A 26,802-nucleotide genomic window follows, 5' to 3' on the forward strand; every position below is an offset into this window, starting at 1 on the left:
TCGTATCGACTGGGGGCGGGGCGCGAGCGGCCGTCTGTCCACTCTATACGCACCGAACGTGGTTCCGGATGCAGTTACCAGTCGGTCGGCGCGTAGTCCTTCAGGAACTGACCCCAGACGTGTTCGCCGGTGTTGAACCCGTGGATGATCGGATCGACGATGCGCGCGGCGCCGTCGACGATATCCAGCGGCGGGTGGAAGCGTTCTTCCTTCACCTTCTTGGCCGCGATGTCCGCCGGATCCTCGTCGGTCACCCAACCGGTGTCGACGCTGTTCATGTGGATGCCGTCGTTCTGGTAATCGGCCGCCGAGGTGCGCGTCATCATGTTCAGCGCGGCCTTGGCCATGTTGGTATGCGGGTGGCGGGTGGTCTTGAAGTTGCGGTAGAACTGCCCCTCCATCGCCGAGACGTTCACGATGTGCTTGTCACGCTCGGGCGTGCGCAGCATCAGCGGCTTCAGGCGCGCATTGATGATGAACGGCGCGATGGCGTTGACCAGCTGGGTTTCCAGCAGCTCGACCGACGGCACTTCGGCCATCAGCATGCGCCAGGAGTTGCGACCGCGCAGATCCACCTGCTGCAGGTCCTGATCCAGCCGGCCATCCGGGAACAGGTGCTGCTGGGCGACCAGCTCGTCCTCCAGCAGCGGCACCTGCGACAGCTCGGCGGCACGGGTCAGGCCATTGGCGGCGTTGAAATCGCGCCCCTGGACCACCGGCAGCGCGGCCGAGGCGGTGGTGCCGAGCAGTTCGGCACTGCGCAGCCCCTCGTAATCGCCGATCAGCTTGCGCAGCGTCTCGGGTACCTCATGCAGCGCGGCGGTTTCGCCGGCCATCATGTGCGCATAGAACTGCGGCGGTCGGCGCACGGTCTGGCAGGCGTTGTTGATGATGAAATCCAGGCGCGAACGGGTGGCCAGCAGCTCGTTGCAGAAGGCCTCCACGCTCGGGGTATGGCGCAGGTCCAGGCCGTACACCTGCAGGCGGTGGCCCCACACGCCGAAGTCCGGCTCTTCGGCGTAACGCGCGGCCGAATCCCGCGGGAAGCGCGTGGTCACGATCAGCTCGGCACCGGCCCGCAGCAGCTTCAGGCCTGCCTGGTAGCCGATCTTGACCCGGCCGCCGGTCAGCAACGCGACGCGCCCGGTCAGGTCCGCCGTCTCGGTGCGCTTGACGAAGTTCAGCTCGGCGCAGGCCGGGCACATCTGGTCATAGAAGTGGTGCAGCTGGGTAAACTTCTGCTTGCACACGTAGCAGTGGCGCAGTTCCGGGGAATGCACCGGTTCCGGCGTGGGTGCCGCATTCTCGCCGTTGGAGGCGTCATGCAGACCGGCCGCGTGCGGCGGGAAGTAGTTCGGGGTGCTGAATACCGGCTTGCGGCGCAGGGCGCGGATACCGGTCTGCGCCAGCAGCGCCTCGGATTTGGCCACCTTTTCCTGATGCCGCGCCTTGGCCTGCTGCTTCAGCTTGGCCCGGCGGGCCTTGGGCTCGGGGTGATACACCTTGGCCACCACCTGGTGCAGGCGGACGCGATCAGCCTCGGGCAGCGTATCGAGCACGCTGCGGTCGGCTTCGATGGCCTCCAGCAGGTCCAGCGCGGTGCGCAGGCGGTCGGTCAGGGGCAGGTCGTCGTCGGCAAGGGGCAGGGCGGTGGTATTCAATTCAGATCCGGGAAAAGCGGCAGGATGACGGGCATGGGGCGCCGCGCGACGGCCCCTGACGGGGGCATCCGCCAGCAGCCCGGGGCATACGGTGGGAGGCTATTGTCCCTGATCCTGGGATTTGGTGCTGATCAGGCGGCACCCATGCAGCCCGATGTGCAGATGGCCATGGGGGTCATTGCAGCTGGTTGCCGCCGGCCTGGGGGCTTCAGCGCACCTGGAGCGAAGCCTGCAGCGCCGTCGCCAGCGCCGCGTCACCATTCACCAGCTCGGTCCACTTCAACGTGAGGCCGTTCCGTTTGCCCTTGGACACCAGCTTCATCCCGTCTGGATCGATGGTCAGCGTATAGGTCTCGTCGCCGATCTGGACTTCCCGGCGCAGTGGTTTATCGAGTGGCGTCATGACGTGCTACGGCTTCGGCGGCGCTGCGTGTTTCGGCTCCGCGGAGCTCTCGGTGCCATGGCCGGAGTCCTGCTCCTCGGAGGCCGCCGTGCCACTGCCACCCCCGGGCACGTTACGCGCGGCCTCACCACCCGCAGGCGCCGTCGCGGCGGCAGGCTGCTCGATCGCATCGGCATGCTGGCCTTGCTCGTTACGCTCATCCTGGCTGCAGGCCGACAGCGCGAGGGTCGCGAGGGCACTCAACAACACGATTCGCATGGCGATTCTCCTGCAGTGATGACGAATCCGGTTTGTAGCGCCGACGCCGTTGGCGATGCGTGATCACCCCGTTGATCACTCTTTGACGACAACCGCATGGAGTACCCTTGCCGCCGTCGATGCTTAGCCGTTCCGTGGTCTACGGGCGGGGAGCCGGCGTGTTACGGAGCAGAGTTCACATCATGAGTATTCCCGAGGGATTGGACGGGCATCGTCGGGGGCAGGGCCTCACACGACGAGGCTTCCTTCTTGCGGTCGGTTCGGTGTCGCTGCTCGCGGCCTGCCGTGACAAAGCGCCTGCGGTGGCAGCGCCGGCTGCCACGGCGCCTGCGGCAAAGACCGACACCGCCTTCCTCGACCTCTCTCATGCCCTGACCGGCAAGACCGATCTGGACCCGGCCACGGCCGACCGGATCGAACAGGCGTTTGCCACCCTTCAGCCAGCGCTGCATGCGCAGTTCCCCGCCTTGGTCACCCTGGCAGGACAGATCAGTGGCGCGCAGGCGCTGATCGCGGCCGCTGGCGATGCCAAGCCCGCGGCCTTGGCCATCATCACCGCGTGGTACACGGGCACCGTTGGCAAAGGCGTGCATGCCGTGACCGTGTCCTACCGCGATGCGCTGATGCAGCGCTGCGTGGATGACGGTCTTTCACCGCCGACCTACGCCCAAGGTGGCCCCGCCTGGTGGACCGCTGAGCCGCCGGCCCCGATTCGCGCCCACGCCTGAGCCTGCGCGGTCCCTTTTTCCCTGTTATCGATCTGGAACCCCTCCCATGAAAGCTCCGGTTTTCCGTGATGGCGACGCCGATGCCGACGTCGTGATCGTCGGTTCGGGCGTTGTCGGTGCATTGATCGCCCACCAATTGGTGCGCGCCGGCAAATCGGTCCTGGTCCTTGAGGCCGGCCCCCGTCTGAACCGTTCCGACGTGGTCGAGAACTGGCGCAACGTCAGCTTCGAACGGCGCATCGGCAGCGATTTCCAAGGGCCGTTCCCGCAATCGAAATTCGCCACGGCGCCACTGTACTTCCCCGCCAACGACTACGTCGGCCTGACCGGCCCCGATGCCAGCAGCTTCCATCAGGGCTTCATCAAGGCGGTCGGTGGCACCACCTGGCATTGGGCTGCCTCCTGCTGGCGCCATCTGCCGGTCGATTTCAAGATGCAGTCCGCCTACGGGGTCGGGCGCGATTGGCCGATCAGCTACGAGGACATCGAGCCGTACTACTGCCGCGCTGAAGAGGCCATGGGCGTCTCCGGGCCGAACGACCCCGCGCAGCAGAGCCCCTCGGAGCGCTCCAGGCCGTACCTGGCCGACATGATTCCGTGGGGCAACGGCGACAAGGTGTTTGCCGAGGTAGTCAATCCGCACGGCTACAACCTGGTGCCGATTCCGCAGGGGCGCATGATCAAGCCCTGGAATGATCGCCCCGCGTGCTGTGGCAACAACAACTGCCAGCCGATCTGCCCGATCGGCGCCATGTACAACGGCGTCCATACCGTGCAGGCCGCCGAAGCGCTGGGCGCCAAGGTGCTGGCCGAAGCGGTGGCGTACAAAATCGACACAGATGCGCAGAACCGGGTCACCGCCATCCACTGGTATGACAGCGACAAGGTCAGCCACAAGGCTACCGGCCGCAGTTTCGTGATCGCCTGCAACGCGCTGGAAACGCCACGCCTGCTGCTGCTCGCTGCCAACGAACAGAACCCGAACGGCATCGCCAATTCGTCCGACCAGGTCGGGCGCAACATGCTGGACCACTCCGGCTTCCACTGCTCCTTCATTGCGGACCGCCCGATCTGGCTGGGGCGTGGCCCGGCGCAGTCCAGCTGCATGGTCGGGCCACGCGATGGCGCGTTCCGGTCGGAGTATTCGGCGACCAAGATCATCCTCAACAACATCAGCCGGGTGGCGATCGCCACCGACCAGGCGTTGAAGATGGGGCTGGCCGGTGAGGCGCTGGACGCGGAAATCCGACGGCGCGCGATCTACGGCGTGGACCTGTCGATCAGCCTGGAGCCGCTGCCCGACCCGACCAACCGCCTGACGCTGTCCACGACCCGCGTCGATGGCCACGGCCTGGCGTGCCCGGACATCCATTACTCGCTGGGCGACTACGCGCGCAAGGGCTACGACAAATCCTGCGAGCAGCTGCGGCACATCGGCAAGCTGTTCAACGCCGAAGAATTCGTGATCACCACGGCGCTCAATGCCAACAACCACATCATGGGCTCGACCATCATGGGCGCGGACCCGCGCGATTCCGTGGTGGATGGCGATTGCCGCGCGCATGATCACCCGAACCTGTGGCTCCCAGGTGGCAGCGCGATGGTCTCGGCCAGCGTCGTCAACAGCACCTTGACCATGGCCGCGCTGGCCCTGCGCGCGGCCGATGCCATCGAGCGTGCGGCATGAAGACCTTCCTGCTCATCGCATTGGGCCTGCTGGCCGGCGTCAGCGACACCGCGCGCGCCGACGACGCCGTCGAACGTGGGCGCTACCTGTCCGTGGCCGCGGACTGCGTGGCGTGCCACACCAGCCCGAAGCAGGGCAAGCCCTACGCCGGCGGCTACGCGATCGCCTCGCCGCTGGGTGAGATCTGGGCGAGCAACATCACCCCGTCCACGTCCCACGGTATTGGCAACTACACGGAGGCCGATTTCGCCAAGGCGGTCCGTGAGGGCGTGCGCAAAGACGGTGCCCACCTGTACCCGGCGATGCCGTACACCTCCTACGCCAAGCTGACCGACGAGGACATCCACGCGCTGTACGTCTACTTCATGCAGGCGGTCGCCCCGGTCGATGAGGAGGCACGTACCACCGAACTGCCATTCCCCTTCAGCGTGCGCTCGTCCATGGCGGTGTGGAATCTGCTGTTCCTGGACAAGACCCCGTTCAAACCGGATCCGGCACAGAGTGCGCAGTGGAATAGGGGTGCCTACCTGGTGGAAGGGTTGGCGCACTGCTCCAGCTGCCACAGTCCACGCGGGTTGATGATGCAGGAGGTGGGCGGCAAAGCCTTCGCCGGTGGTTCGCTGGGCGATTGGTATGCGCCCAACATCACCTCGCACCCGATCAGCGGGATCGGCGGGTGGACCGATGACGAACTGGCCCAGTACCTGAAGACCGGCCGGGTTGAAGGCAAGGGGCAGGCCGGCGGCGGCATGGCCGAAGCGGTGAGCAACAGCCTTTCCAAACTGCGCGACGACGACATCAGCGCGATCGTGACCTATCTGCGGACGGTGCCGGCCGTGGCTGACAAGGATGCCACCCGTGCAGCCTTCGCCTGGGGCGATGCCGACACGGCACCGGGTGAGCCCGCGATTCGCGGCACGGGCGCGCCCATCGCCTCCGGTGCCGTGCTGTATTCCGGCCTCTGCGCCAGCTGCCATGGCTCGCGCGGCGAGGGCAGCAACGACGGCTACTACCCGTCGCTGGTACACAACAGCACCGTCGGCATGGTTCGGCCACAGAACCTGGTGGCGACCATCATCGGCGGCATCGACCGCGAGGTGGACGGCGAGCACGTGGTGATGCCGCACTTTTCGGAAGGCTCGTACGTGCAGGCGTTGAGCGATGCCGACATCGCCGCAGTCGCGAGCTACGTGCGGACCACCTTCGGGCCCGGTGACCAGGTCACGGAAGCCCAGGTCGCGCTGATCCGCGACGGCGGTGAGAAGCCGCTGCTGGCCAAGATCGCGCGCCTGTGGCTACCGTTGCTCATCCTGGGGCTTGCGGCTTTCGTGGTGGTGATCCTGCTGGTGCGACGCGCGTGGACCAGGCGCAAGCAGCGGAGGGCTTCGGCATGAAGCGCACCTCCTTCGTTGTAAGCCTCGGGCTGATGGCCTCCGCGGCCGCCTTGCCGGCATGGGCGGTTGAACCAGAGGTCCCCAAACCCAACACCGTGGACACCATTGCCCAGACACCGCTCAGTGCGGACTGGGCGGCCCGCATCTGGCTGCAGGACCGTGGCGTGACCCCGAGCGCCCGCATCGTGATCGCCACGGGCGTCAACAGCGATGGCTACAAGGGTACCGGCTGGTCCACGGCCGAGCACGTTGATTTCGGTGCCATGATCGATACCGGCAAGGCCTTCGGTTTCGACGGCACGATGCGGGTGGTGTTCTCCGACCGCTTCGGCAATGCGGTCAATGACCGCTCGACCGGTTCCTACGTGCAGAACCAGGCGTTCTATGGCCAAGGGCAGAACCTGCGCTTCAACGAGCTCTCCTACGAGCGCTGGCTGCTGGACAAGCGGCTGAGCCTGAAGGGCGGCTTCTACTCGATGGGCAACGACTTCGGCGGCTTGCCGTACACCTGCAATTTCAACAACAACGGCCAGTGTGGTCATCCGCTGGGCCCGATCTACAGCTCCGGTTGGCTGGACAATCCGACCGGCCAGTGGGGCCTGCGGGTGAAGTGGGCTGATCCCTCGGGCTGGTACGCACAGACCGGCATTTACGATGTCGTGCCGATGCGCAAGCAGGAGGGCAGTGGCTTCCGCGTGTCCGACCGTGGCAAGACCGGCCTGTTCCTGCCCGTGGAAGTGGGCTACAGCCACGGCAACACCGGCGAGCATTACGGTGGCACCTACAAGGTCGGCTATTACCTGGACACGTCCAACGCGGACGACATCGGCAATCCGGCCGCACCGCGCGCGTCGCATCGCAGCGGTTCGTACATCCAGCTGGCGCAGCGAGTGCTGAAGCCCGAAGGCGACACCGTGCGCGGTCTGTCGGTATTCGGCGTGGCCACGCGTGCGGATGCCAGGACCGGCCTCATGCGGTACTCGTGGGAGGCCGGCCTGAGCTGGCGCGGCGTGGTGGCATCCCGCGAGGATGATGTGCTGAGCCTGGCGTGGACCCGGCTGGACATCTCCGACCGCCTTGCCCAGTACCAGCGCATCACCGGCAAGGACGTGCAGAGCAACGAGCAGTTCGTGGAGCTCAATTACGGTGTGCAGGTCACTCCGTGGCTGATCCTGCGGCCTGCGGTGCAGTATGTAGCCCGTCCCGGGGCGTATGAGAGCCGCCCGGACAGCTGGGTGTTCACGCTGCAGGCGCAGGCCACGCTGTGATCACGCGGCACGGTCGTCCAGTGCACGTACGCTCCACATGTGGATGCCTAAAGTGATGCCCTCACCATCGAGGCTGGCACACGTGAACCTGCAGACGAGCGTTTCCCCACCGTTTCCCCGCCGTGCGATGCCCGACAGCTGCCACTTCGACCTGCTGGATGTGAGCGCGCTGCAGGACCCCTGCAGCGGTCGCATCGTTCACCTGTATTCGATGGTGGCGCGCTGCCTGTCGTGTGAGGTGATCTTCAAGGCGCAGGAAGGCGCTGGCTTTGTCAGCAACGCGGCGTCACGGGTACTGCGTTGCCCGACCGGCTGCGGCGAGCAGTCGCTCAAAGCCGCCACGCTGCGCCAGTGGACCCTTAAAGCCGCCTGAGCGTGTCGGCGTCACGGCATTGCCGCGACGCCACGCGATCATCAGAGCAGCAGCAACGCCGCGATCAATGCCGGTGGCATCACGAGCATGCCCAGCTTGAAGAACTGCAGCGCGCTGACGTTCTCGCCCTCCCGACGCAGCGCGACCAGCCACAGCATTGTGGCCAGCGACCCGGTCACCGAGAGGTTCGGCCCCAGATCGACGCCGATGAGCAGCGCCGCGCGGGTGTGCACCGGCAGGTCCGCCATCTGCCCCAGCGAGCCGGCCACCAGCCCGATGGGCAGGTTGTTGGCCAGATTGCTCGCCACCGCTGCCGCGATCCCTGCCACCCAGCTGCCTTCCGAAGGCGAGGTCCGTGCCAGCGCTTCCAATGCGTGCGCCGCCGTGCGGATCACCCCTGTCTGGGCAACAGCTTCGACCAGCACGAACAGGCCAGCCACCAGGGGCAGCACCCCCCAGGCGACGTGACGCAGTATCGGCAGCGGGCTGCGACGCTGGCGCAGGCGAACCGCCGCCAAGGTAAGCGCACCTGCGCAGAAGGTCGTCACGCCTAGCGGGCCGTTCATCGCCGAGGTCACCAGCAGCACGATGCCGGTGAGCCCGACACCGATGGCGCACAGGCGACCGCCCTCGGACAGGGCGCGGTGCTCGATCCGCTCCGCCAGCGGGTGGGCGATCTGTCGGCGTTGAGCCAGGCGCAGCACCAGATACGTCATCAGGATCGCGGCCAGCGACGGCAGGCTGAACTGCTGCAGCCATTCTGGCAACGAGGGCATGTGGCTGCCGAACACCACAAGGTTGGCGGGATTGGAGATGGGCAGCACGAAGCTGGCTGCGTTGGCAATGAACGCGCAGACGAACAGGTAGGGCAGTGGATTGGCGCGGGCCGCTTTGCAGGCCGCGTAAACCGCCGGTGTGAGCACCACGGCGGTGGCGTCGTTGGACAGGAAAATGGTCACCAGCGTGCCAACCAGGAAGACCAGATCAAACAGGCGCCGCCCGGATCCCTTGGCGTGCTGGACGGCATACATGGCCAGCCAGTCGAACAGGCCTTCGTGACGCGCCAGCTCGGCCAGCACCATCATGCCGATCAGGAACAGGTAGACGTCGCCGCCTTCCGCCACTGCCCCAAGGGCCGTCGGCACAGGTACCAGGCCGGTCGCCACCAGCAGCGCGGCCGCGCCCAGCGCCCAGACATATTCGGGGATCCGCCAGGGACGGAAGATGACACCGCTGGTGGCAACGGCGGTCACCATCCAGATGATCAGGGAGGTTGTGGGAACGTGCATCGATGGCTCAGGAAAAACGCAGGGGCTGGCGTCAGGTCGCATCCGTCGGTGCAGCCACCGTCGAAATGCGGCCCGTGTGAGGTCGGGTCTCCGGCAGGGTCATTGCCAGCACGAAGGCCACCGCTGCAATCGCTGCCAGGGTCAGGAACGCGACATCATACCCAGCGAACTGCACGATCACCCCGGCCAGCCCCGGGCTGAGTGCAGCGCCCAAGCCGAAGACCGTCGAGACCGCCCCGAGGGTCACATTGAACCGGCCGGTGCCTTGGGTCAGATCACTGACCATGACCGGGAGCAGCGCCCCGAAAATGCCGGCCCCGATGCCATCCAGCAGCTGCACGCCAAGCAGCCAGGCCGGTGCATCGGACAGTGGATAGAGCAGGCCACGGATGGGCAGGATCAGGAAGCCGGCCAACAGCAAGGGTCTGCGCCCCCAGTCGTCGGCGCGCCTGCCCACCAGCATCGCGGCCGGCACCATGACCAGTTGCGCCGCGACGATGCACGCCGCCGTCAAGGTGGTGGCCAGCGCCGGGCTGGTGTGGGAGAGCTTCTGGCCGACCAGCGGAAGCATCGCCGCGTTGGCCAGATGGAACAGCGCGCAGCACGCAGCCAGCGTCAGCAGGGTGCGGTCGCGCAGCAGCAGGCCTGCAGACGACGGCCCCGGTTGGCGCTCCTGGCCGGCGGGCAAGCCGCGCGCCCGCTCGTGGTCGATGGCCTTGGCCGGGATCATCAGCACCGCGGCCACGCTGGCCAGGGTCAGTGCGGCCATCAGATAGAACACTACGACCGGGCCCCCGATGTAGGCCAGACCACCAGCCAGCAGCGCCGCAACGGCGTTCCCTGCGTGATTGAAGGTCTCGTTGCGACCCATGCGCCGTGCGAACGCCCGAGGCCCGCCGATGCCCAGCGAGATGGCCGCGATCGCCGGGGCAAAGACGGTACCCGCGACGGTGCTGACAGCCTGGGTCGCGGCCACCAGCGTGAACGAGGTGATCCACGGCAGCACGACGCAACTGCCGGTGACCAGAAGGGCAGCGATGACGACCGTGGCCCGCTTGGCGTTGACCCGATCCATCAGCGCGCCCGCCGGCGTCTGCGCCAGCAGCGCAGCCAGCCCCGCGACCGTCATCACCAGGCCGATGCTGGCCGGCTCCCATTTGTGTACGGCCAACAGGTAGATCGCGAGATAAGGCCCCAACCCATCACGCACATCGGCCAGGAAGAAGTTCACGCCATCGAGCGCGCGATCCGCCGAGCGGACGGACAAGGGGGCAGGGGAAGGTGGGCTCACGTGCGTTGGCTCGATGCTCGCTGGGTCAGCCCCGATGCCGGTGGGGCGCGCATGTTATGCGCGTGCGCCTGTGATGGTTGTGTGGCGTCACACATGGAAGAGCCCCGGAATCTCCAGGGCTCTGGGTACTACGTGCTGCAGAGTGGGCAGGTGTTACAGCGCCCACTTCTCCGGATCTGCGTGCTTCTCTTTGTAGATCACACCCGAGAAGTCCACATGCAGCTCGGTCCACTCGCCACCCTTACGGCGTGCCAGTATTTCGAAGTGCTTGGGCTTGCGCTCGGGTTCGCCGCGTGGCGTCCAGCCGTCCTTCTCCACTGCGGCCAATGCGACGCGAGGATCCGCCGGACCCTCCGGATGATGATGCTTGGGGCCGTGATGCGGCTTCTTGTGCTCCACCTCCACAAAGCTGCCGCCCTTCCTGGCGATACGGGCCACTTTGATTTCCGACGGGCGTCGTTCTCCTTCCAGCCGGATGGCAGCACCTTCCTTGAGTGGAAACGCCTCTGCTCCCTTGGGGCCGAGGTCGGCCAGATATGCCTGATCGTTGCTGACCAAGGTGAAGCGATGTGCAAACACGTGCTCGATGACGCCCGCGAGGGCGACCTTTTCATGGTGCGGCATGCATTTCTCCTGAGAGCGCCCAACCGCGGGCGCCCTTGTTCAATGCGGCTGTGCCTCATCGATTCAACCTCCGCCGCCGCAGCGTTCAGGCTGTCGCAAGCCGACCACCGATCACTGCGGCGTGAAGGCTGTGCCAACGCGGTAAAATGGCCCACCGCCGACGCCGCTCCAAGGATCATCGCAATGCCTTACGCCACCCGCGACGCGATCCAGCGTCTGCGCGACCAGATCCCGACCTTCCGCTGCATTGTGGGATGCACGGACTGCTGTGGCCCGGTCACCGCCTCCAGCGAGGAGGTGGCGCGGCTGCCGGTCAAGAGCGATGCCGAGCATGCCGCCGCCCTGGCGGATCTGAGCTGTCCGTATCTGGGCAAGCAGGGCTGTGAGGTCTACGAAGAACGCCCCTTGATCTGCCGGATGTTCGGGACGACCCCCAGCCTGCGCTGCCCCAACGGCCAGCGGCCGGTCTACATGCTGGATGAGTCGGTGGAGAAGGAAATCCATCAGTTTCTTCGCAGTACGCGGCAGGTGCTTCTCTAGCGGGCGGCGTGGCCGCAACAGCGTGACTCAGTTCGACCTGCGGGCACCCAGTCGCCATATCGCAAGACCACCGTACAGCGCCAGCAACGCGACCAGCGTCCAGAGCTCGTGGCTGACCTCACCCAGGCTGGCATCCATCTGATTGAGCCGCACCATCAGATTGATCCCGGGCGTGGTGGGCAGCAGGTGGGCCAAGGCCACCAGTGCTGGCGGTGAAGTGACCGCCGGCCAGGACAGATTGGCCAGGAAGAACAGCGGGATCGAGCAGGCGACAACCACCTGGAAGGCACGTTCACGGGTCGCGAAGAAGCTGCCGATGAACAACCCGAACGCCACGGTGGTGGCGATGAACAAGCTGCCACCCAGCAGCTGGCCGAGGGGGTTGCCACCACGCGGGTAGTCCTGCACCCAGGCGGTGAACCCCGCGTAGTAGAACAGCCCGAGCAGACCGATGGCGCCGAAGCCCACGGCCATGCCGGCCAGCGTTGGCAGATCGAATCGCAGGCGACGACCCAGCGCCAACCGACGGGCACCGAGCAACACACCGATGCCCATGAGCAGGGTCTGATGCACGATCAGCTCGGCCACGCCGGGCACGATGGCGCTGCCGTAGCCCTCCTGGGTATTGAACAGCGGACGCTGCACCAGTGTGATCGGCGGTGCCTGCGGTGCCCCCATGAACGCCGCCTGGGACACGGCCGCCTCGCGCGCGAAGGCGGTCAGGGCCTCGGCCACGCCGCCGAGCACCCAACTGGCGCGGCCGAGGTAGGCACCGTTGCCCATCAACACCAGATAGCCGTGGCTGCCGCGCAGAATGTCGCGTTCAAGGGTGGCCGGGATCAGCAGAATGCCTTCGGCCTTGCCGGTTTCCAGCACATGGCGTGCCTGGTCGATGCTGGCCGGCTGATCAACAATGCGTACCGTGTGCAGCGCGTCCACCCGCCGCAGCAATTCTCGACTGGTGGCACTCTGGTCGTGGTCGACCACCACGATGGGCAGGTTGCTGGCCACCTGGTGGCGGTACGCAGCAGGGTAGAAGAACGAGTAAAGCACCACCGCGCCGACCATCAGCACGACCGCATACCGATCGGTGAGCACGGTGCGCAGGGTCAGGCGCAGGCTGTCGACGAAGCGGTTCATGCGCGGGTCTCGCGTGGTGTACCCGGCAGCACCGGATCGGCGCTGCGCGCGGCAGCAATCAATCGCCAGCCACCGATGCCACCGGCCACCACCACCATCAGCAGCAGCGTCCCCAGTGGCCACAGCGAGACACTCCACGGCGCGCCCACGAACTGCTGCTGGGTCTGCAGCTTCACGTAAGCGGTCAGTGGCAGCAGGAGATTCCAGACCCGGGTGAACAGCGGCGCATCGACCACCGGGAAGGTGGCGCCGGAGAACGCCAGCGCGGTGCCGATGCTCAGGCCGATCGCCGACAGTGACGTGCCCATGTCCCGGGTGAGCCCGACAAACAGCAGGGCCACCGCCGCGCAGGCCAGGTAGAACAACGGTTGCCCCAGCATCAGCAGCAGGGCACTGCCGGCGATGCCATCGCCACGCAGCAGGGCAAGGTAAAGCACCCCGAGTGCACCGTAGACCGAGAACAGCAGCACGTACGGCACGACCTTGCCGGCGATCGCCGACCATGGGGTGTCGCCCAGCCAGTCGCGCAGGTGCCCATCGCGGACCTCACGGCCCAGGCTGGCTGCGACCGCCAGTGCCAGCCCCAGGGAGAGGATCGCCGGGAACAGCAAGGGCAGCAGGAACAGCTCATAGCTGCGCGCCGGGTTGTGCAGAATGTCCGATTGCACGGCGATCGGCGGCGCGCGCAGCTTGGCCGGTCCCACCTGCTTGCCGATGCGTTCGCCCAGCAGCCGCGCGTTCCAGGCGCTGACCGCTTCGACGATATCGCGCACGGCGGATTGGCCGGTGGTGAGGTAGGTGGCGTTGTAGTACGCGAACACCGTGCCCTGTTCGCCGCGCAGTGCCTGTCGCGTGGCATCGCGCGGCACCAGTACGATCGCAAAGACGTCCAACCGGCGCAGCTGCGATTGCGCCTCGGCCAGGCTGGACGGCTGACTGGCCACGCTCACGCCGGGGCTGGCATCGAGCATGCGGGCCAGCTGGCGGCTTTCAGCGCTGCGGTCCAGGTCGACCATGGCGATGGGGATATCGCGCATCACCGAGGCGGCGAACAACCATGCCATCAGCCCCAGCATCACCGCGGGCAGCAGCGTGATCAGCAGCAGATCGGCACGATCGCGGCGCAGGTGCTGAACCTCGCGCTGGAACGAGGCCGCAGCGCTCGCCCACACCGGCCGGCTCATCCCTGCGGCCACCCGAACAACACGCTCATCCCGGGGCGGAAGCCTTCGATCGGGGCGACCGGGCGCAGCCGGATCTCGAAGCTGCGCACGTCATAGCCGGAGGATTGTCGGGTGGCACGCCACGTGGCGTAGTCACCGGCGGGATTGATGAAATACACCTCGAATTCAGCGTCACGATCCAGTGCGGGCACGTTGCCGCGCAGGCGGGTACCGACCTTCAGGCCCCGCATCTGCGATTCGCGCAGGTTCACCGACACCCACATGCGGTCGATGTCGACCAGGGTGAAGACCGGGTAGCCGGCCGGCACCAGCTCGCCGATATCCGACATGCGTTTGTTGATCTCGCCAGCCATGGGCGCGCGACCATTGACCTCGTCGCGGGCCGCATCCACCTCGGCCACCGCACCCTGCGCCTGGCGGACCTGGCCCTGCGCGGCGCGCTTGTCCTGATCGCGCGCGCCGGCCAGCGCCTGGTCGTACTGCGCCCGTGCGGCATTGGACAGCTCACGCGAACTGCGCGCCTGGGCCAATGCCTCGTCACGTTTCTGGCGGGTCATCACGCCTTCGTTGAAGAGGTTCTGCACGCGCTGATACGTGGCATCGGCCAGGGTGGCACCGGCCTCGGCGCGTTTCCAGTTGGCCTGCGCAGCACGGATGTCCTCGCTGCGTGCCCCTTCGTCGGCCTTGTCGGCCACCGCCCGCGCTGCCTCCAGCGCGCCTTGGGCCTGCTGCTCCTTGGCCGCCACTTCGGGGCTGTCCAGCACGAACAGCACCTGGCCGGCGGTGACCCGGTCGCCCTCGCGCACCTTGAGCTCGGCCAGCCGCGCGGTGATCTTGGCGGCCACGTTGATCGTGTCGGCGTCGGCCATGCCCTGCAGCTGTTCGGCCGGGGTGCGCCAGGCCAACCACAGGCCGACCACGACCACGATCGACAGCACCAGCGCGATGACGATCCCGATCCTGCGCTTCTTCGGCGGCGGCGCGTCGGCCGGTGCCTGCAATGTGTCATTCATGGGTGATCACCTCGTCGCCGCGGCGGCGGAACTCTTCATATCGATCCATCTGTCCACTGATCTCCAGCAGTTGTGCCAGCGCCACGTCATAGTGGTAGGCCGCCTGGGCACGCTCGACCTGCGCGCCACCCAGACCCAGGCGCGCATCGATCACGTCCAGCGAGGTGGCCTGGCCCTCACGGAAGGCAAGCTCCTGCAGCCGCAGGTTCTCGCGGTTCTGTTCGATGCTGCTGTCCAGCAGCAGGAACTGCTGGCGGGCGGTGTCCAGTTCGTACCAGGCCTTGCGCACGCCCAGCGTCACCTGGTTCTCGGCTTCGCGCAGGCCGGCTTCGGCCTGATCCTGCTGCGCGCGGGCGGCGCTGATCTGGGCGGGGCGCGAGGTGGGCGAGAGGAAGGTGTACTTGAGGCCGATGCCGAACGCCCAGTCCGGGTCGGTCAGCATTTCGTCGCGACGGCGGAAATCGTACTGGCCGAACAGGAACACGGTGGGTTTCAGCTTGGCCTGCTGCACGCGCACGCCTTGCTCGGCCTGCGCCACCAGGGCGCGCAGCCGGGCAATCTGGGGTTGCCTGGCCTGTGCATCGCGTTCGAAGGTGGGCAGGGCACCGATCGGCGCGCGGTGCACGAACAAGGGCGACAGTGGGCGAACGTCGCCACCGCTGCGCAGCAGGGTGGCCAACGCGGCCTTCAGCGTCTGAAGATCATTGAGCGATTTCTGGTACTCGCGCTCGGCCTTGTCGCGGGCCACATTGGCCTGCAGGCGCTGGGCGCGGGTGGCAAAGCCTTCCCGCTCCAGTTTCAGGGCATCGTCAAGGTGTTGCTGCAGCCCATCGCGCACCTCGCGGCGCACGTCCACGGCCTGCTCGGCGAGACGCTGGCCGAAGTAGGCCTGGACCAGCTGCACGCTCAGCGATTGACGCTGCGACTCGCGCTCCGCGCTGGCCTGGTCGGTCGCGCCTGCTGCGGCCTGTTGGGCGGCAGGGATCAAACCACCGGTGTACAGCGGCAACACCGCCGTGACCACCGGGCGGGTGCGCCAATCGCGCTCGGTGAACTGCAACGGCGAGTCGATGCCGAAGGCCTCAGCGACCGGCGCCAAGGAACCCAGCGGCAGGGTGAGCGTCTTCTGGAACTGCAGCCGGCGTACTTCACCGGTGATCTCTGGAAGACGCAGCAGCCGGGTGGCGTCCTGCAGGTCCTGCTTGTTGCGCACCGACGCATCCGCCGCGGCCAGCGCATCGGACACCTGCTCCAGCCGCTGCTGGGACTGCTGCCAATCCAACGCGGGGACCGCGGCGCCGTCCGGTGCGGGCTGGGCAACGACAGCGCCAGTCAACAGAATCAGGGAAAGACAGGTAAGTCCTTTTAACGCGCGCGTTGGCGGCCAATGCCGGCTCACGAGGGGCAGCTCCATGGGGTGTGACGGCAAGAGAGTAGTGTGCGCCGCGTGAAGCACGAGTCTTCACGCGGGCAGCTCCTGCGGGTCACACCACCTTGCAGCGCCCGGCCAATCCGGAGAGCGCGATGCCACTGATCATCGCGGTCGGCGCAGCGCAGCCCGCACCAATGATCGTGACGTCAACGCCCGCCGCTTCCGGCGACAGTGCCGTATGCGTGATGCAGTGCTGGGTCATCATCCCGACCAGTCGAATGGCCGAGACGTTCCGGGCGGCGAGTGTTTCGCCCAGCGCAGTGCCGAGGAAGCTGTCGGCCTGATGCTTCTCGATCACTGGACAGCCCTCCAGCGCCTCGGCAATGGCCGGATGCAGTTCCGCGCCCTGGGTTCCTGCGGCCATGAACGGACCATCGCTCGGTGCGATGTGCTGGATGCCCACGACCAGCTCACCGGCCTGCCTGGCCTGCGCGATCGCGTGCAACGCTGCAGCCAAGGCCTGTTCGCTCTTTTCCAGCGGGAAGCGGCCGCCCGCGAAGTAGTCGTTCTGGATGTCGACCACGATCAGTGCAGTTTTCATGTTGTGCTCCTTCAGAAGTTCAGGGTTTCGCCATCTTCAGGAATCAGCACGCTGTCCTGGAGTGCTTTCTCACGGACGTAGCGGCGCAGGTCCGCACGGGAGACGGTCATGTGATTCACCGCATCCATGTGGACGGCGACGATCTTCGCCGTCGGCGCCAACGCATGGACACGCGAGGTGTCCTCCACCCCCATGATGATGCCGGTATCGAAGCCCTTGACCCGTGCATCGCCCGTGTTGAGCACGATGACATCCGGCGCATACCGCTTGATCGCGTCCCGTACGTCGCCGGTCCACACGGTGTCGCCAGCAAGGTAGATGGTGGGCTCACCGGTCTTCTGGAACACGAAGCCGGTCACACTGCCGAGCATCGTCGCCAGCGGCTCCACCTGGAACATGGCCGCCGAACCGTGCTGTGCGGCGACGCGCGAAATCGTCACGCCGTCGAAAGTGACGTGCGCGGGCAGGATGCGGACGTCACCGAACCCCTTGCCGCGAAGCAGGGCCGCGTCCGCTTCATGCTGGACGAACATCGGCATCTGCCTCGGGATCAGCGTCTCCGCGGCGGGGTCCCAGTGGTCGAGGTGGGTGTGGGTCAGCAGGACGGCATCCACGTCCTTGAGCACCTGGCCCACATCGAAGGGGAGTTCGACGGTGGGGTTGCGCAGCTCGCTGCGATACGTGTCCGGGAAGCCTGGATAGGCACCCTTGGCGGCCAGCATCGGGTCCACCAGCAGCACGGTATCGCCATAGGTGATCTTGGCCGTGGCATTGCGGATCTGCTGGATCGAGGTGGTCGTGGATGCCGGGCCTGCGGCGTGTGCGCTGGCCTGGATACCCAGGGCCAACACCGTGGCAAGTGCGAGGGACAGGAGTTTCATGCGTTTCTCTCAGGGTGAGCGGATGGCACCCAGATTGACGCGCGCGCGAACCTGTGAATACTGGCCTGAGAGACCAACATCGATGGAATCGGGCCATGGCCAGCGACCGTTCATACCCCCCTGCGGCCACGCCGCTGCAGGTCGTTGTGCTGGCGCCCGAGGGCGTCAGCGCGTTCCATCTGTCCGTGCCGCTGATGATCTTCGACATCCAGCCGGAGGGTCAGACCTTGTTCCACCTGCGCATCGCCGCAGAACGCCCGGACGTCATCTTATCGGGCGGGCAGGTGGGTGTAACGCCCCACGGGGGGCTGGAACTGCTTGACCAGGCAGATGTAGTGATCGTCCCGGGGTGGGCGGATCTGCACCTCGCCCCGAGCGCGGGCCTGACCGACCGGCTGATCGCAGCACATCGCCGGGGTGCGCATGTCGTCGGTCTCTGCTATGGCGCCTATGCGCTGGCCTATGCAGGATTACTGGACGGGCACGTGGCCGCAACGCACTGGCTGGCCGAGGCCGATTTCCACGGGCGTTTCCCAGAAGTCAGCCTGGACATGAATGCCCTGTACGTCGACGAAGACCGAATCGTGACGTCGGCCGGCACCGGTGCGGCATTGGACTGCTGCATGTATCTGGTTCGCAAACTCTGTGGCGCGCGCCATGCCAACAGAATCGCCCGCATCATGGTGCTGCCTCCCCATCGCGAGGGCGGCCAGTCCCAATACATCGACCAGCCGGTACCGGCATCGCCGCAGGATGCACTGCTGAGCCGGTTGCTCGACTACATGCGCGAAGACCTGCAGCGGGATCAGTCATTGGATGAACTCGCCGAAAAGGTGGCCATGAGCCGGCGGACGTTTACCCGGCGCTTCCACAAAGCGACCGGCATGACGGTCGGCGGCTGGCTGGATGCCGAACGCCTCCGCAGGGCCAAGGACCTGCTTGAATCCACCTCGCTATCGATCGATCAGGTAGCGGAGCAATCCGGCTTCCGCTCGGCGGTATCGTTCCGCCAGAGCTTCAACCGGGCGTTCCAGGTGAGCCCGCGCGAGTGGCGGCGGGCATTCACGCTCACGGAGTAAGGCAGGCGCTGGCAACGGTTGATTCATGTCGCGCGCCAGCCACGGGTGGCGAGGTAGTCCAGAACACCCACGACCAACAGCGACAGGCCCACCAGCGGGAACACCAGGCCACCGATGCACAGCAGCACGAAGACACCCGCCACGCTTCGCCCGTGCTTCGGCAGTGGCGGCACGCCGATCCCGCCGATGGCCCGCCGCTTCCACCACATCACCGCACCGCTGAGGCAGAGCAGGAGGATCGCTGCGCACGCGACGATCAGCACCACACGGTTGACCGTGCCGTACTCGTTGCCGAGATGGACGTTGATGCCCCATTCCAGTCCACGCCCGAGTGCACCGTAATCGGCGTAGCCCATGTCCAGCAGAACCCGGCCGCTGTACTGGTCCAGATGCACCACCCGCTGGCGCGAAAGATCCTCCGGATAGACCGAGGCGGTGTAGACCCCCATCGGCCCACGCGGCAGCGCGATGCTGTAGCCCGGCGCAAGGCCCAGCGCGTTGAACCGGCGCATGGCCGCGTCGATGCCGAGCGCGCCGGGCTGTGTCGACAGGTCGCCGAGCGGGCCGCCACCATGTGCGGCATGCCCGTCATCGGCAGCGGCGTGCTGGACATGCGGCACCGCTGAGACCGGCAGTTGTGCCTGCTCCATCGACCACGCCGGCGTGGTGGTGTCGGCAAGCCGATGCGCGGACATCGGCACGTCCACCCGCACTCCCGTCGGGTAACCATAGTCGTGACCGTTCGCCCAGGCATTGACCTGATGGCCCCAGACCACCGACCACGGCATGCCGGTGACGGCCAGGAACACGAGCACACCGCCCACCCAGACGCCGGTCACCGCGTGCAGGTCGCGCCAGAACAGCCGCTTTCGCGGCTGCCCGCGAACCGTGGTGATCCCACCGGTCTGTCCGCGCGGCCACCACAGGTACACGCCGGTCGCCACCAGCAGGATGGCCCAGCCGGCGGCGATCTCGATCAGTGCACTGGCGTAATCACCGAGCAGATCGAGGCTGTGCAGCTGCCGCACCACGCCCGAGAACGTTCCCTTGTCCGGCAGGTGCCCGAGCACCTGCGCGGTGCCCGGGTCGACGTAGTAGACCTGCCGTCGACCGTCGGCCTCCTGTACGCCTATCTCGATGCTGCCGTCGGCGTACTCCGGCGTGGTGTAACGGAAGATCTCCCCGTGACTGACGGCGTTGACGCCCGCCAGCTGGGCGCTGGCAGGCGAGGGCGGCACCGCTGCGTTCTGCACTACCTTCAGATCGTGATGGATCCAGCGATCGATCGGCTTCTGGTAGACGTATACCGCGCCGGTCAACGCCAGCCAGGCGATGAAGGGCAGCACGAACAGGCCGGCATAGAAGTGCCACCGCCACACCGCGCGGTAGAAACGCCAGCGATCCGATGCATGCGGGGTAGCGGGGGTTGGCATGTCAGAGCTCCCGGGTCCAGCTCAGGTACAGCGCCCGGCCGTCACCGGGCGAGTAACCCGATGAACCGCTGTCGTACCAGGCATACACGTAGAAACGGTCTGTCGCATTTTTCAACTGCAGGGCCAGGCTGTTGCGCGCGTCCAGCCGATACGTGGCGCTCAGGTTCAACAGTGCATAGCCGCCGTAGCGTCCCAGCGTGTTGGTCCTTTCCACGAAGTAGTCGCCCTGGCCATTGCCCCAGGCGCTGAAGGCCCAGTCGGCCGTCGGGGCGTAGTCCACACCTGCGCTGGCCAGCCAGTTCGGCACGTTCTCGATCTGCCGTCCGCGGGTCTGCGGCGCACTGGGGTCGGGCACCTCGATCACCGCCTTCTGCCGCGAGTACGCGGCCCAGGCGCGCCACTGTGCGCTGGCCTGCCACGTCAGCTGGGCGTCCCAACCGCGGCGCAGCGTCTGGCCCACGTTGCCGACCTCATTGGCCCCGACCACGCCATTGACGCCCAGGACGGTGGCGACCTCATCGCTGGCCCGCTGTTCCCAGTACGCGATGCGGGTCTGCAGCCCCTGCACGGGCGCCCATTTCATCCCGGCTTCCCAGCCTTCGTTGAGGGAGGGGGCGAGATCGTTCAGCTGCGTTCGATATGCGCCATTGCCGCTGCCGATCTGGAACGTTCGCCCCCAGTTGGCGTACGCGACCGTGGTCGGGCTGAGATCGTAGGAGACACTCAGCTTGGGTTGCTTGATCAGGCCATAGTCGTAGACCGGCGCACGCAGGCCGGTCGCCCCATTGTGGAAGTCGCCATCCATGCGATCGACCCGGTAGGCGGGCACGATCTTCAGCGCGTCCATCGGCCGGATCACCGCCTGCACGTAGGCACCCCGGGTATCGAGGGTGTAGTCCCAATCGCGCAGGGTCGCCTGGCGCTCGCGCGCGACTGTCCTGTAGCGGCGGGCCGTGTTGTCCTGCCACTGCCCATCCACGCCGGCATCGAGCACGAATTCGGCCAGCCGCGAGTCCGGGCGCCAGGTGGTGTTCAAGAGCAGGCCGCGATGGGTCTCATCGTTGAAACGTTCCTGTTGGGCGCCTCCCGCGGTGAACGTGACCCAGCGCTGGTTGCGATAGTCGTTCTGGTAGGCCTTGACGTTCCAGCTCCAGTCGCTGCCCAGCGCGCCATCGATGTGCACGGCGGTCTGGACCGTCTCGCGCTCACTGCGGTCATCGCGTGCGTAGGCCGGCGATTGCGTCGGATTGGCCTGCACCTCCGTATAGCTGAGGTAGCCGGCTTCCAGTGCGGCGTTCTTGTAGTAGCGGCTGGTCAGCCCTGCGCGCCACCGGCCGTCAGGGTCGGTGTAGAACCACTTGCCGGCGAAGCTGCGCTGCGTGCCATCGGCATGGTCGCGCTCGCCGTCGGACGTGCGCCAGCCGACGAAATAGTTCTGTGACCAGGGGCCGCGCTCGAACCCTTTGGCCAACTGCACATCCTGCGCGCCAAAGCTGCCGGCGGTGATGCTCAGCTGGCCGTCATTGCCGCCCTGGCGGGTCAGCACGTTCACGTCACCGGCAATCGCATGCAGCCCGTAGCGGGCATCGTTGGTGCCACGCACGATCTCGAGCGCGGCGATGTCCAGCGGAAACACCACATCCAGGTAGGGCATGCCGCCCGAATTGTCATTGCTCGGAATACCGTCGATCAGCAGCTTGACCGCGTTGATGCGGCCCTCGCCGTTGAAACCCCGGAAGGAAAAGCGGCCGGCGTCGGTGCCCATCTTGAACTGGGTGACCTGCACGCCCGGGGCATTCATCAGCAGCTCCCAGCTATGGTCGACCTTCTGCGGTTGAAGGACATCGCCGCCGATGAGATCCACCGAGGTGAATACCGAGCGGGCCGACAGCTCGCGCTCGGCGGCCGAACGCGCCTGCACGGTGCCCAGGGTCAGCACGGTACCGTTCTGGGCGGCGACGGTGGCGGGAAGAAGAAGGGCAGCGGCAAGCACGGCCGTGATGGCCTTGGCCAAAGGTCGATACGAAAAAGAAGTTGTCATGGTCCACAGCATTCGATGCCGCGGTCAGCGTGACCGGGGCAGGGACAAGGTCCGGCCGACGGGCCGGATGGCGCAGAGCGTTGGGCACGAGCCGGCAGGGCGCAGCAAGGCTGCACCGGATACTTGCCGGATCAGCAGACCAGAACAGGTGGGCCGCGGGCACCGAGGGTGCCTTGAGCGGTAGCGCGACGACGCTCGACCAGACCTGACAGCGATCGAAACACGGCCGGCCACTGCGTCAGCAGCAGGAGCAGCGCCACGAGCAGGCTGATGAGACGGGCCGCGATCAGGCAGTACTCGCAGTCCACGCCCATGTCATGGCTGGCGTGCGGATCCGCAGGCGCTTCGGCAGCGGGGCGGGCCTCGCCCTGATCCTTATCGTGATGCGCGTGATGGCCCTTGTGCGCGCCAGCATCCGTCATGGCGTGATGCGCCGCATGGGGATGGGGTGCAGGCAAGGCCTCAATGACGGGGGCGGTCACCGGCGCCAATGCCCGGCTGACCATCGGCGCGACGATCACCAGCGCAATCGCCAGGAAGGCCCAGGCATGAAGCCAGCGGTGGAGGAGGGACGCACGCACCGGCCCGATGGTAAGCCATGGTCGTCGGGATTCCCGGCGAAAATGCCCCTTTTGTGCTCGATTGCGACGGTTTGTCGCAGTCTGGTGCTGGGCAGCGGGCAGTCCCAGCGGCAGAGTGAGCGTCGTCAGAAACTGCAGCCGGCGCACGTCACCGGTGACTTCCGGTCGACAGAATCAGGGAAAGAAAGACAGGTAAGTCCTTTTAACGCGCACGTTGGCGGCCAATGCGCGCTCACGAGGGGCAGCTCCATGCGGGTCTTCACACATATCGGTACGCTTGTTGTCTTTGCCCATCAAGGGACTGATCGTGGACAAGCGCTACATCACTGCAGGCACGTTGGCCGTCATTATCTACCTCGCCGCCACAGCTGCATCGGCACAGCCCATGCTGGATGAGAGCTGCACCGTGGCCAATGCGCGGGTCAGCCTGGCTAAACTGCATTGCAAAGCGGAGAACGCCAACGCGTGCGAACGCCTTCCCGCGCTGGAAGTTGATGCCGCTGCCTGCAGGAATCGGCCTCCCACACAGCAGCAATGCGACATTCTCGCCCAGCAGCGACTTTTAGACGAGGTTGACTGCCTTCGAACCGGCCAAGATCAGTGCGAGCGCACGGACCTGGCCGGCTTGAAAAGCGGCTGCAGCTTCGGGAATGAGGTGGCTCTTCGCGGCAGCGTGGGCCTCATCGCCAATGCACCGCTTCCCAGCATGCCGGCACCGGACCCATCGCAGACGCGCGTGCGATGGGCGCGCTACCCGCTGGCGGCCTTCAGGGAGGGGCGAGAGGGAGAGGGGCAGTTTCTGGTGGATGTGGATGCACAGGGGCGCACCTTCGGTGCAACCGTGCTGCGCACCTCGGGTCACCGTGACCTGGACCGCTCTGCTCTGGAATGGATCCGCACGCTCCGTTTCATCCCTGCCATGGCCGGCGGCTTACCGGTGGCCGGCCGTATCCGGATGCCGGTGAAGTTCGACATCGGCGGGCGGCAGATGCCTGAGGACAAGATGCATATTCCGGCTACTGCGCCCGCCGAGTAGACCGCCCAAGGCCCGAGAGCAGTGCCTCCAACGCCTCTGCCCCATCGTGGTCAGGCCGCTCAACCTGACCCGGGCGGCCGGCCAAGTGGCGCATCGCACATTGACAATTCTCCCATCAGGACGTTTATATCCCATTCGGGATGATTGCCTACCACATGGGTCAGTCCTCCCTTGAACGCTCCCCGGGCCGGATCCGCGGGGCGGCACGCGCTTCGGCGCACCATTCAAGAGAGCACGACATGACAGCAGTGAAGGGTTGGCGGCGGTTTCGTCGGTGGGTGAAGTGGATCGTGCTCGGTCTGCTGGCGGTCGTGGTCCTGCTCACCCTCATCGGGGTGGTCTACGAGGCCTTGGCGCGCCGGAGCGCGGCGACCGATCATCCACTGCGCGGTCAGATGGTTGATGTCGGCGGACGCCAGATGCATATAGAGTGTCGCGGCAGTGGCACCCCGACCGTGATCTTCGAGTCCGGCCTCGGCACGGGCGGCACGATGGATTGGACCCGGGTGCACGACCGGATCGCCCGCTTCACCCGCGCCTGTGCTTACGACCGCGCCGGCATCATGCGCAGCGATGCCAAGGACACCCCGCAGCGTGCGTCAGCCGTGGCCGATGACCTGCACGCCCTGTTGAAAGGTGCGGGCATCACCGATCCGCTGGTGCTGGTCGGCCATTCCATCGGCGGGCCGTATACCCGCACCTATGTGGGGCGCTACGGCGAGCAGGTTGCCGGGCTGGTGATGGTCGACCCCTCGCATCCGGATCAGATCGCCCGGCTCGGCAGCGTGGTGAGCATCGATGTCCACCCGAAGAAGGTGTCGCTGTTGATGCATACCGCCACGGCACTGTCACGGACCGGCCTGGTGCGCTTCCTGTTCTCGCGCGCCGATCATGGTCCGCGCCCGAAGGATGAGGCCGCGGAGATCACCGCCTTCTCCAGTGGCTCGGTCACAGGCGCGACCGCTGAGCTCGACGGCTTCGACAGCACCATGGACGATGCCCGCGCGGTCACGTCCTTTGGCGACCGCCCGGTGATCGTGCTGACCGCGTTGAAGCCGTTCAAGCCCGACGAGCTGAAGAAAATGGGCCTGACGGCAGAGGAGGGCGCCCGGTTCAAGCAGGAATGGCGCACCTTGCATGCCGAACAGGCCGCCCTGTCCAGCCGCGGGCGGCAACAGATCGTGAGCGATGCCGGTCACTACATCCAGATCGATCAGCCTGATCGCGTGGTGGATGCGGTTCGCGAGGTCGTGGATGACGTGCGTGCGCAGGCGCGCACCAACAAGGAGATGCAATGATGAAGCGCACCCTGCTGTGGGCGGGCGTATCGATGCTGTTCGCCGCCAACGCAGCCGCCGCCGACTATGACCTGGTGATCCGCGGTGGACGCGTGCTCGACGGTGCCGGTAATCCGTGGGTCCGTGCCGATGTGGCCGTCAAGGAGGGGCGCGTGGTCCAGGTGGGCCAGGTCCCCGGGCAGGGCACCCGCGAGATCGACGCGACGGGGCGCTATGTGTCGCCGGGCTTCATCGACATGATGGATCAGTCCGGCGCTGCGCTGCTCAAGGATGGCGCGGCCGAGAACAAATTGCGGATGGGCGTGACCACGCTGATCGGCGGCGAGGGGGGACCGCCGGTGCCTGCGGCGGGCATGCCGGGCTACTTCAAGCAGCTTGAAACGCAGGGCATCTCGGTCAACTTCGGCACGTACTACTCCTCCACCCAGGCGCGCGTGCATGTCATGGGCGATGCCGCCGGTGCGCCGACGCGCAAGCAGCTGGAGGCCATGGGCGAGCAGGTGAAGATGGCGATGGAGGCCGGCGCGTTCGGTATCTCCAGCGCCTTGATCTATGCACCCAGCAGCTTCCAGAGCACCTCGGATCTGATCTCGCTGGCCAAGGTGGCCGCGCAGTGCGACGGCTTCTACGCCACGCATATGCGTGACGAGAGCGAAGGCGTGGTCAAGGCCATCGAGGAGGCCATCGAGATCGGCGAGAAGGGCGGCGTCAAGGTGGAGATTTTCCATCTCAAGGCAGCCTATGCACCGGAGTGGGGCAAGCTGATGCCGCAGGCGCTGGCGACGATCACTGCCGCCCGCGACCGCGGGGTCGATGTAGCCGCCGATCTGTATCCGTACACCGCCGGCGGCACCGGGCTGGAAATCATCGCACCGAGCTGGGTCTGGGCCGATGGGCTCGAGAAGGGCATCGAGCGCGTGCGCGATCCCAAGGTGCGCGAGCGCATGAAGAAGGAGGTGGCCGCCGGTTCGATGCCGGGCTGGTCGAACCTGGTACACGCGTCGGGTGGCTTCCAGAACGTGCGTCTGGCCAACAGTTTCAGTGAGAAGTACCGGCGCTTCCATGGCAAGACGCTGGCCGAGATCGGTGCCGAGCTGAATCTGGATCCGGCTGATGCGGCGTGGGACATCGCGCTGGAAGGGTTGCCCAATCGGGCGGTCGCGCTGTACTTCATGATCAGCGAAGCGGATGTCCAGCTCGCGCTGCGCCAGCCCTGGGTCAGCATCGGCAGTGATGCCGCAGCGGCGGTGAACTACGGCAGCGACGGCGCCATCGGCCTGCCGCACCCGCGCGCGTATGGCACCTTCCCGCGCATCCTCGCCGAGTATGTGAAGCGACGCCAGGTACTGACGCTGGAAGATGCGGTCCGCAAGATGACCAGCTGGCCCGCACAGCGGATGGGATTGAGCGATCGCGGGCTGATCCGCGAGGGGATGCGCGCCGATATCGTCCTCTTCGATCTGGACACGCTGGATGATGTGGCGAGCTGGGACGCGCCCGCCGGCGCGCCGACCGGCATCGACACCGTGATCGTCAACGGTGTGGTGAGTTTCGAGGACGGCAAACACACCGGCGCCCGGGCAGGCTCGGCGCTGCGCCACCCCTGCCGCACGCGCTGATCCACGTG

General features: G+C 66.4%; 25 protein-coding genes. 10 read left to right on the forward strand and 15 right to left on the reverse strand.

From position 1 onward, the window contains the following. Positions 1-74: 74 nt before the first annotated feature. From ABE463_RS01800 to ABE463_RS01810, 3 genes are all read right to left on the reverse strand, one after another. Positions 75-1,661 carry an SDR family oxidoreductase gene (locus ABE463_RS01800; protein ID WP_313218452.1) on the reverse strand — a complete coding sequence of 529 codons (1,587 nt, stop codon included), beginning with the start codon at positions 1,659-1,661 and terminating at the stop codon, positions 75-77. Between the two features lie 208 nt (positions 1,662-1,869). After that, a complete protein-coding gene (locus tag ABE463_RS01805; RefSeq protein ID WP_313209863.1) occupies positions 1,870-2,064 on the reverse strand; it encodes a hypothetical protein in 195 nt (64 codons plus the stop codon). Positions 2,065-2,070: 6 nt separating this feature from the next. Further along, a complete protein-coding gene (locus ABE463_RS01810) occupies positions 2,071-2,322 on the reverse strand; it encodes a hypothetical protein (protein ID WP_313209861.1) in 252 nt (83 codons plus the stop codon). A gap of 182 nt (positions 2,323-2,504) precedes the next feature. Here ABE463_RS01810 and ABE463_RS01815 point away from each other — a divergent pair, with 182 nt between their 5' ends. The 5 genes from ABE463_RS01815 (at position 2,505) to ABE463_RS01835 (ending at position 7,772) form a co-directional block, all read left to right on the forward strand. Beyond that, positions 2,505-3,050: a sugar dehydrogenase complex small subunit gene (locus ABE463_RS01815; protein ID WP_313218450.1), complete on the forward strand. Its 546-nt coding sequence runs from the start codon at positions 2,505-2,507 to the stop codon at positions 3,048-3,050. A 46-nt stretch (positions 3,051-3,096) separates the two neighbouring features. Then, positions 3,097-4,737, forward strand: coding sequence for a GMC family oxidoreductase (locus ABE463_RS01820; protein WP_346462414.1), 1,641 nt, complete (start codon positions 3,097-3,099; stop codon positions 4,735-4,737). Next, positions 4,734-6,131, forward strand: a complete 1,398-nt coding sequence (locus ABE463_RS01825; protein WP_346467049.1) for a cytochrome c — start codon at positions 4,734-4,736, stop codon at positions 6,129-6,131. Before ABE463_RS01820 ends, ABE463_RS01825 begins: the two co-directional genes overlap by 4 nt. After that, the gene (locus ABE463_RS01830; protein ID WP_346467050.1) at positions 6,128-7,399 is read left to right on the forward strand and encodes a carbohydrate porin; all 1,272 of its coding nucleotides are present in this window, start codon (positions 6,128-6,130) and stop codon (positions 7,397-7,399) included. The genes ABE463_RS01825 and ABE463_RS01830 overlap by 4 nt, the downstream gene beginning before the upstream one ends. Before the next feature lie 82 nt (positions 7,400-7,481). Continuing rightward, positions 7,482-7,772 (forward strand): hypothetical protein, encoded by a 291-nt coding sequence (locus tag ABE463_RS01835; RefSeq protein WP_346467051.1) that lies wholly within the window; start codon positions 7,482-7,484, stop codon positions 7,770-7,772. A gap of 41 nt (positions 7,773-7,813) precedes the next feature. On the opposite strand, the gene ABE463_RS01840 is transcribed toward ABE463_RS01835, so the two are convergent. From ABE463_RS01840 to ABE463_RS01850, 3 genes are all read right to left on the reverse strand, one after another. After that, positions 7,814-9,061, reverse strand: a complete 1,248-nt coding sequence (locus ABE463_RS01840) for an arsenic transporter (RefSeq protein ID WP_346467052.1) — start codon at positions 9,059-9,061, stop codon at positions 7,814-7,816. Positions 9,062-9,092: 31 nt separating this feature from the next. After that, a complete protein-coding gene (locus ABE463_RS01845; RefSeq protein ID WP_346467053.1) occupies positions 9,093-10,352 on the reverse strand; it encodes an MFS transporter in 1,260 nt (419 codons plus the stop codon). A gap of 153 nt (positions 10,353-10,505) precedes the next feature. Further along, entirely contained in the window at positions 10,506-10,976 is a 471-nt protein-coding gene (locus ABE463_RS01850) for a hypothetical protein (RefSeq protein WP_346467054.1), read from the reverse strand. A 183-nt stretch (positions 10,977-11,159) separates the two neighbouring features. Between ABE463_RS01850 and ABE463_RS01855 the strand changes: the two genes are divergently transcribed. Beyond that, a complete protein-coding gene (locus tag ABE463_RS01855) occupies positions 11,160-11,516 on the forward strand; it encodes a YkgJ family cysteine cluster protein (RefSeq protein WP_259260025.1) in 357 nt (118 codons plus the stop codon). Between the two features lie 27 nt (positions 11,517-11,543). Here the strand turns inward: ABE463_RS01855 and ABE463_RS01860 are convergent, their stop codons facing one another. The 6 genes from ABE463_RS01860 to ABE463_RS01885 all read right to left on the reverse strand — a co-directional run bounded on the left by ABE463_RS01860 (position 11,544) and on the right by ABE463_RS01885 (position 17,707). Next, on the reverse strand, positions 11,544-12,656 hold the full coding sequence (locus tag ABE463_RS01860) for an ABC transporter permease (protein ID WP_346467055.1): 1,113 nt from the start codon (positions 12,654-12,656) through the stop codon (positions 11,544-11,546). Next, the gene (locus tag ABE463_RS01865) at positions 12,653-13,840 is read right to left on the reverse strand and encodes an ABC transporter permease (RefSeq protein WP_346467056.1); all 1,188 of its coding nucleotides are present in this window, start codon (positions 13,838-13,840) and stop codon (positions 12,653-12,655) included. Before ABE463_RS01865 ends, ABE463_RS01860 begins: the two co-directional genes overlap by 4 nt. Further along, positions 13,837-14,853, reverse strand: a complete 1,017-nt coding sequence (locus ABE463_RS01870) for an efflux RND transporter periplasmic adaptor subunit (RefSeq protein WP_346467057.1) — start codon at positions 14,851-14,853, stop codon at positions 13,837-13,839. The genes ABE463_RS01865 and ABE463_RS01870 overlap by 4 nt, the downstream gene beginning before the upstream one ends. Next, positions 14,846-16,252 (reverse strand): TolC family protein, encoded by a 1,407-nt coding sequence (locus tag ABE463_RS01875; protein WP_346467165.1) that lies wholly within the window; start codon positions 16,250-16,252, stop codon positions 14,846-14,848. The genes ABE463_RS01870 and ABE463_RS01875 overlap by 8 nt, the downstream gene beginning before the upstream one ends. 85 nt (positions 16,253-16,337) lie before the next feature. Then, a complete protein-coding gene (locus tag ABE463_RS01880; RefSeq protein WP_123729316.1) occupies positions 16,338-16,826 on the reverse strand; it encodes an isochorismatase family protein in 489 nt (162 codons plus the stop codon). Positions 16,827-16,837: 11 nt separating this feature from the next. Next, on the reverse strand, positions 16,838-17,707 hold the full coding sequence (locus tag ABE463_RS01885) for an MBL fold metallo-hydrolase (RefSeq protein WP_346467058.1): 870 nt from the start codon (positions 17,705-17,707) through the stop codon (positions 16,838-16,840). 95 nt (positions 17,708-17,802) lie between these two features. Between ABE463_RS01885 and ABE463_RS01890 the strand changes: the two genes are divergently transcribed. Further along, entirely contained in the window at positions 17,803-18,786 is a 984-nt protein-coding gene (locus ABE463_RS01890) for a helix-turn-helix domain-containing protein (RefSeq protein ID WP_346467059.1), read from the forward strand. Between the two features lie 23 nt (positions 18,787-18,809). Here ABE463_RS01890 and ABE463_RS01895 read toward each other — a convergent pair whose 3' ends face one another. From ABE463_RS01895 to ABE463_RS01905, 3 genes are all read right to left on the reverse strand, one after another. Beyond that, on the reverse strand, positions 18,810-20,219 hold the full coding sequence (locus ABE463_RS01895; RefSeq protein ID WP_346467060.1) for a PepSY domain-containing protein: 1,410 nt from the start codon (positions 20,217-20,219) through the stop codon (positions 18,810-18,812). Between the two features lies 1 nt (position 20,220). Further along, positions 20,221-22,260 (reverse strand): TonB-dependent receptor, encoded by a 2,040-nt coding sequence (locus tag ABE463_RS01900; RefSeq protein WP_346467061.1) that lies wholly within the window; start codon positions 22,258-22,260, stop codon positions 20,221-20,223. A 131-nt stretch (positions 22,261-22,391) separates the two neighbouring features. After that, entirely contained in the window at positions 22,392-22,988 is a 597-nt protein-coding gene (locus ABE463_RS01905; RefSeq protein ID WP_346467062.1) for a DUF2946 domain-containing protein, read from the reverse strand. A 160-nt stretch (positions 22,989-23,148) separates the two neighbouring features. Here ABE463_RS01905 and ABE463_RS01910 point away from each other — a divergent pair, with 160 nt between their 5' ends. From ABE463_RS01910 to ABE463_RS01920, 3 genes are all read left to right on the forward strand, one after another. Further along, positions 23,149-23,877 (forward strand): energy transducer TonB, encoded by a 729-nt coding sequence (locus tag ABE463_RS01910; protein ID WP_346467063.1) that lies wholly within the window; start codon positions 23,149-23,151, stop codon positions 23,875-23,877. Between the two features lie 239 nt (positions 23,878-24,116). Next, on the forward strand, positions 24,117-25,175 hold the full coding sequence (locus ABE463_RS01915; RefSeq protein WP_346467064.1) for an alpha/beta hydrolase: 1,059 nt from the start codon (positions 24,117-24,119) through the stop codon (positions 25,173-25,175). Beyond that, a complete protein-coding gene (locus tag ABE463_RS01920) occupies positions 25,175-26,794 on the forward strand; it encodes a D-aminoacylase (RefSeq protein ID WP_346467065.1) in 1,620 nt (539 codons plus the stop codon). The genes ABE463_RS01915 and ABE463_RS01920 overlap by 1 nt, the downstream gene beginning before the upstream one ends. Positions 26,795-26,802: the final 8 nt, after the last annotated feature.

This window comes from Stenotrophomonas sp. TWI819 (genome assembly GCF_039673075.1).
GTDB classification, from domain to species: Bacteria; Pseudomonadota; Gammaproteobacteria; order Xanthomonadales; family Xanthomonadaceae; genus Stenotrophomonas; species Stenotrophomonas rhizophila_B.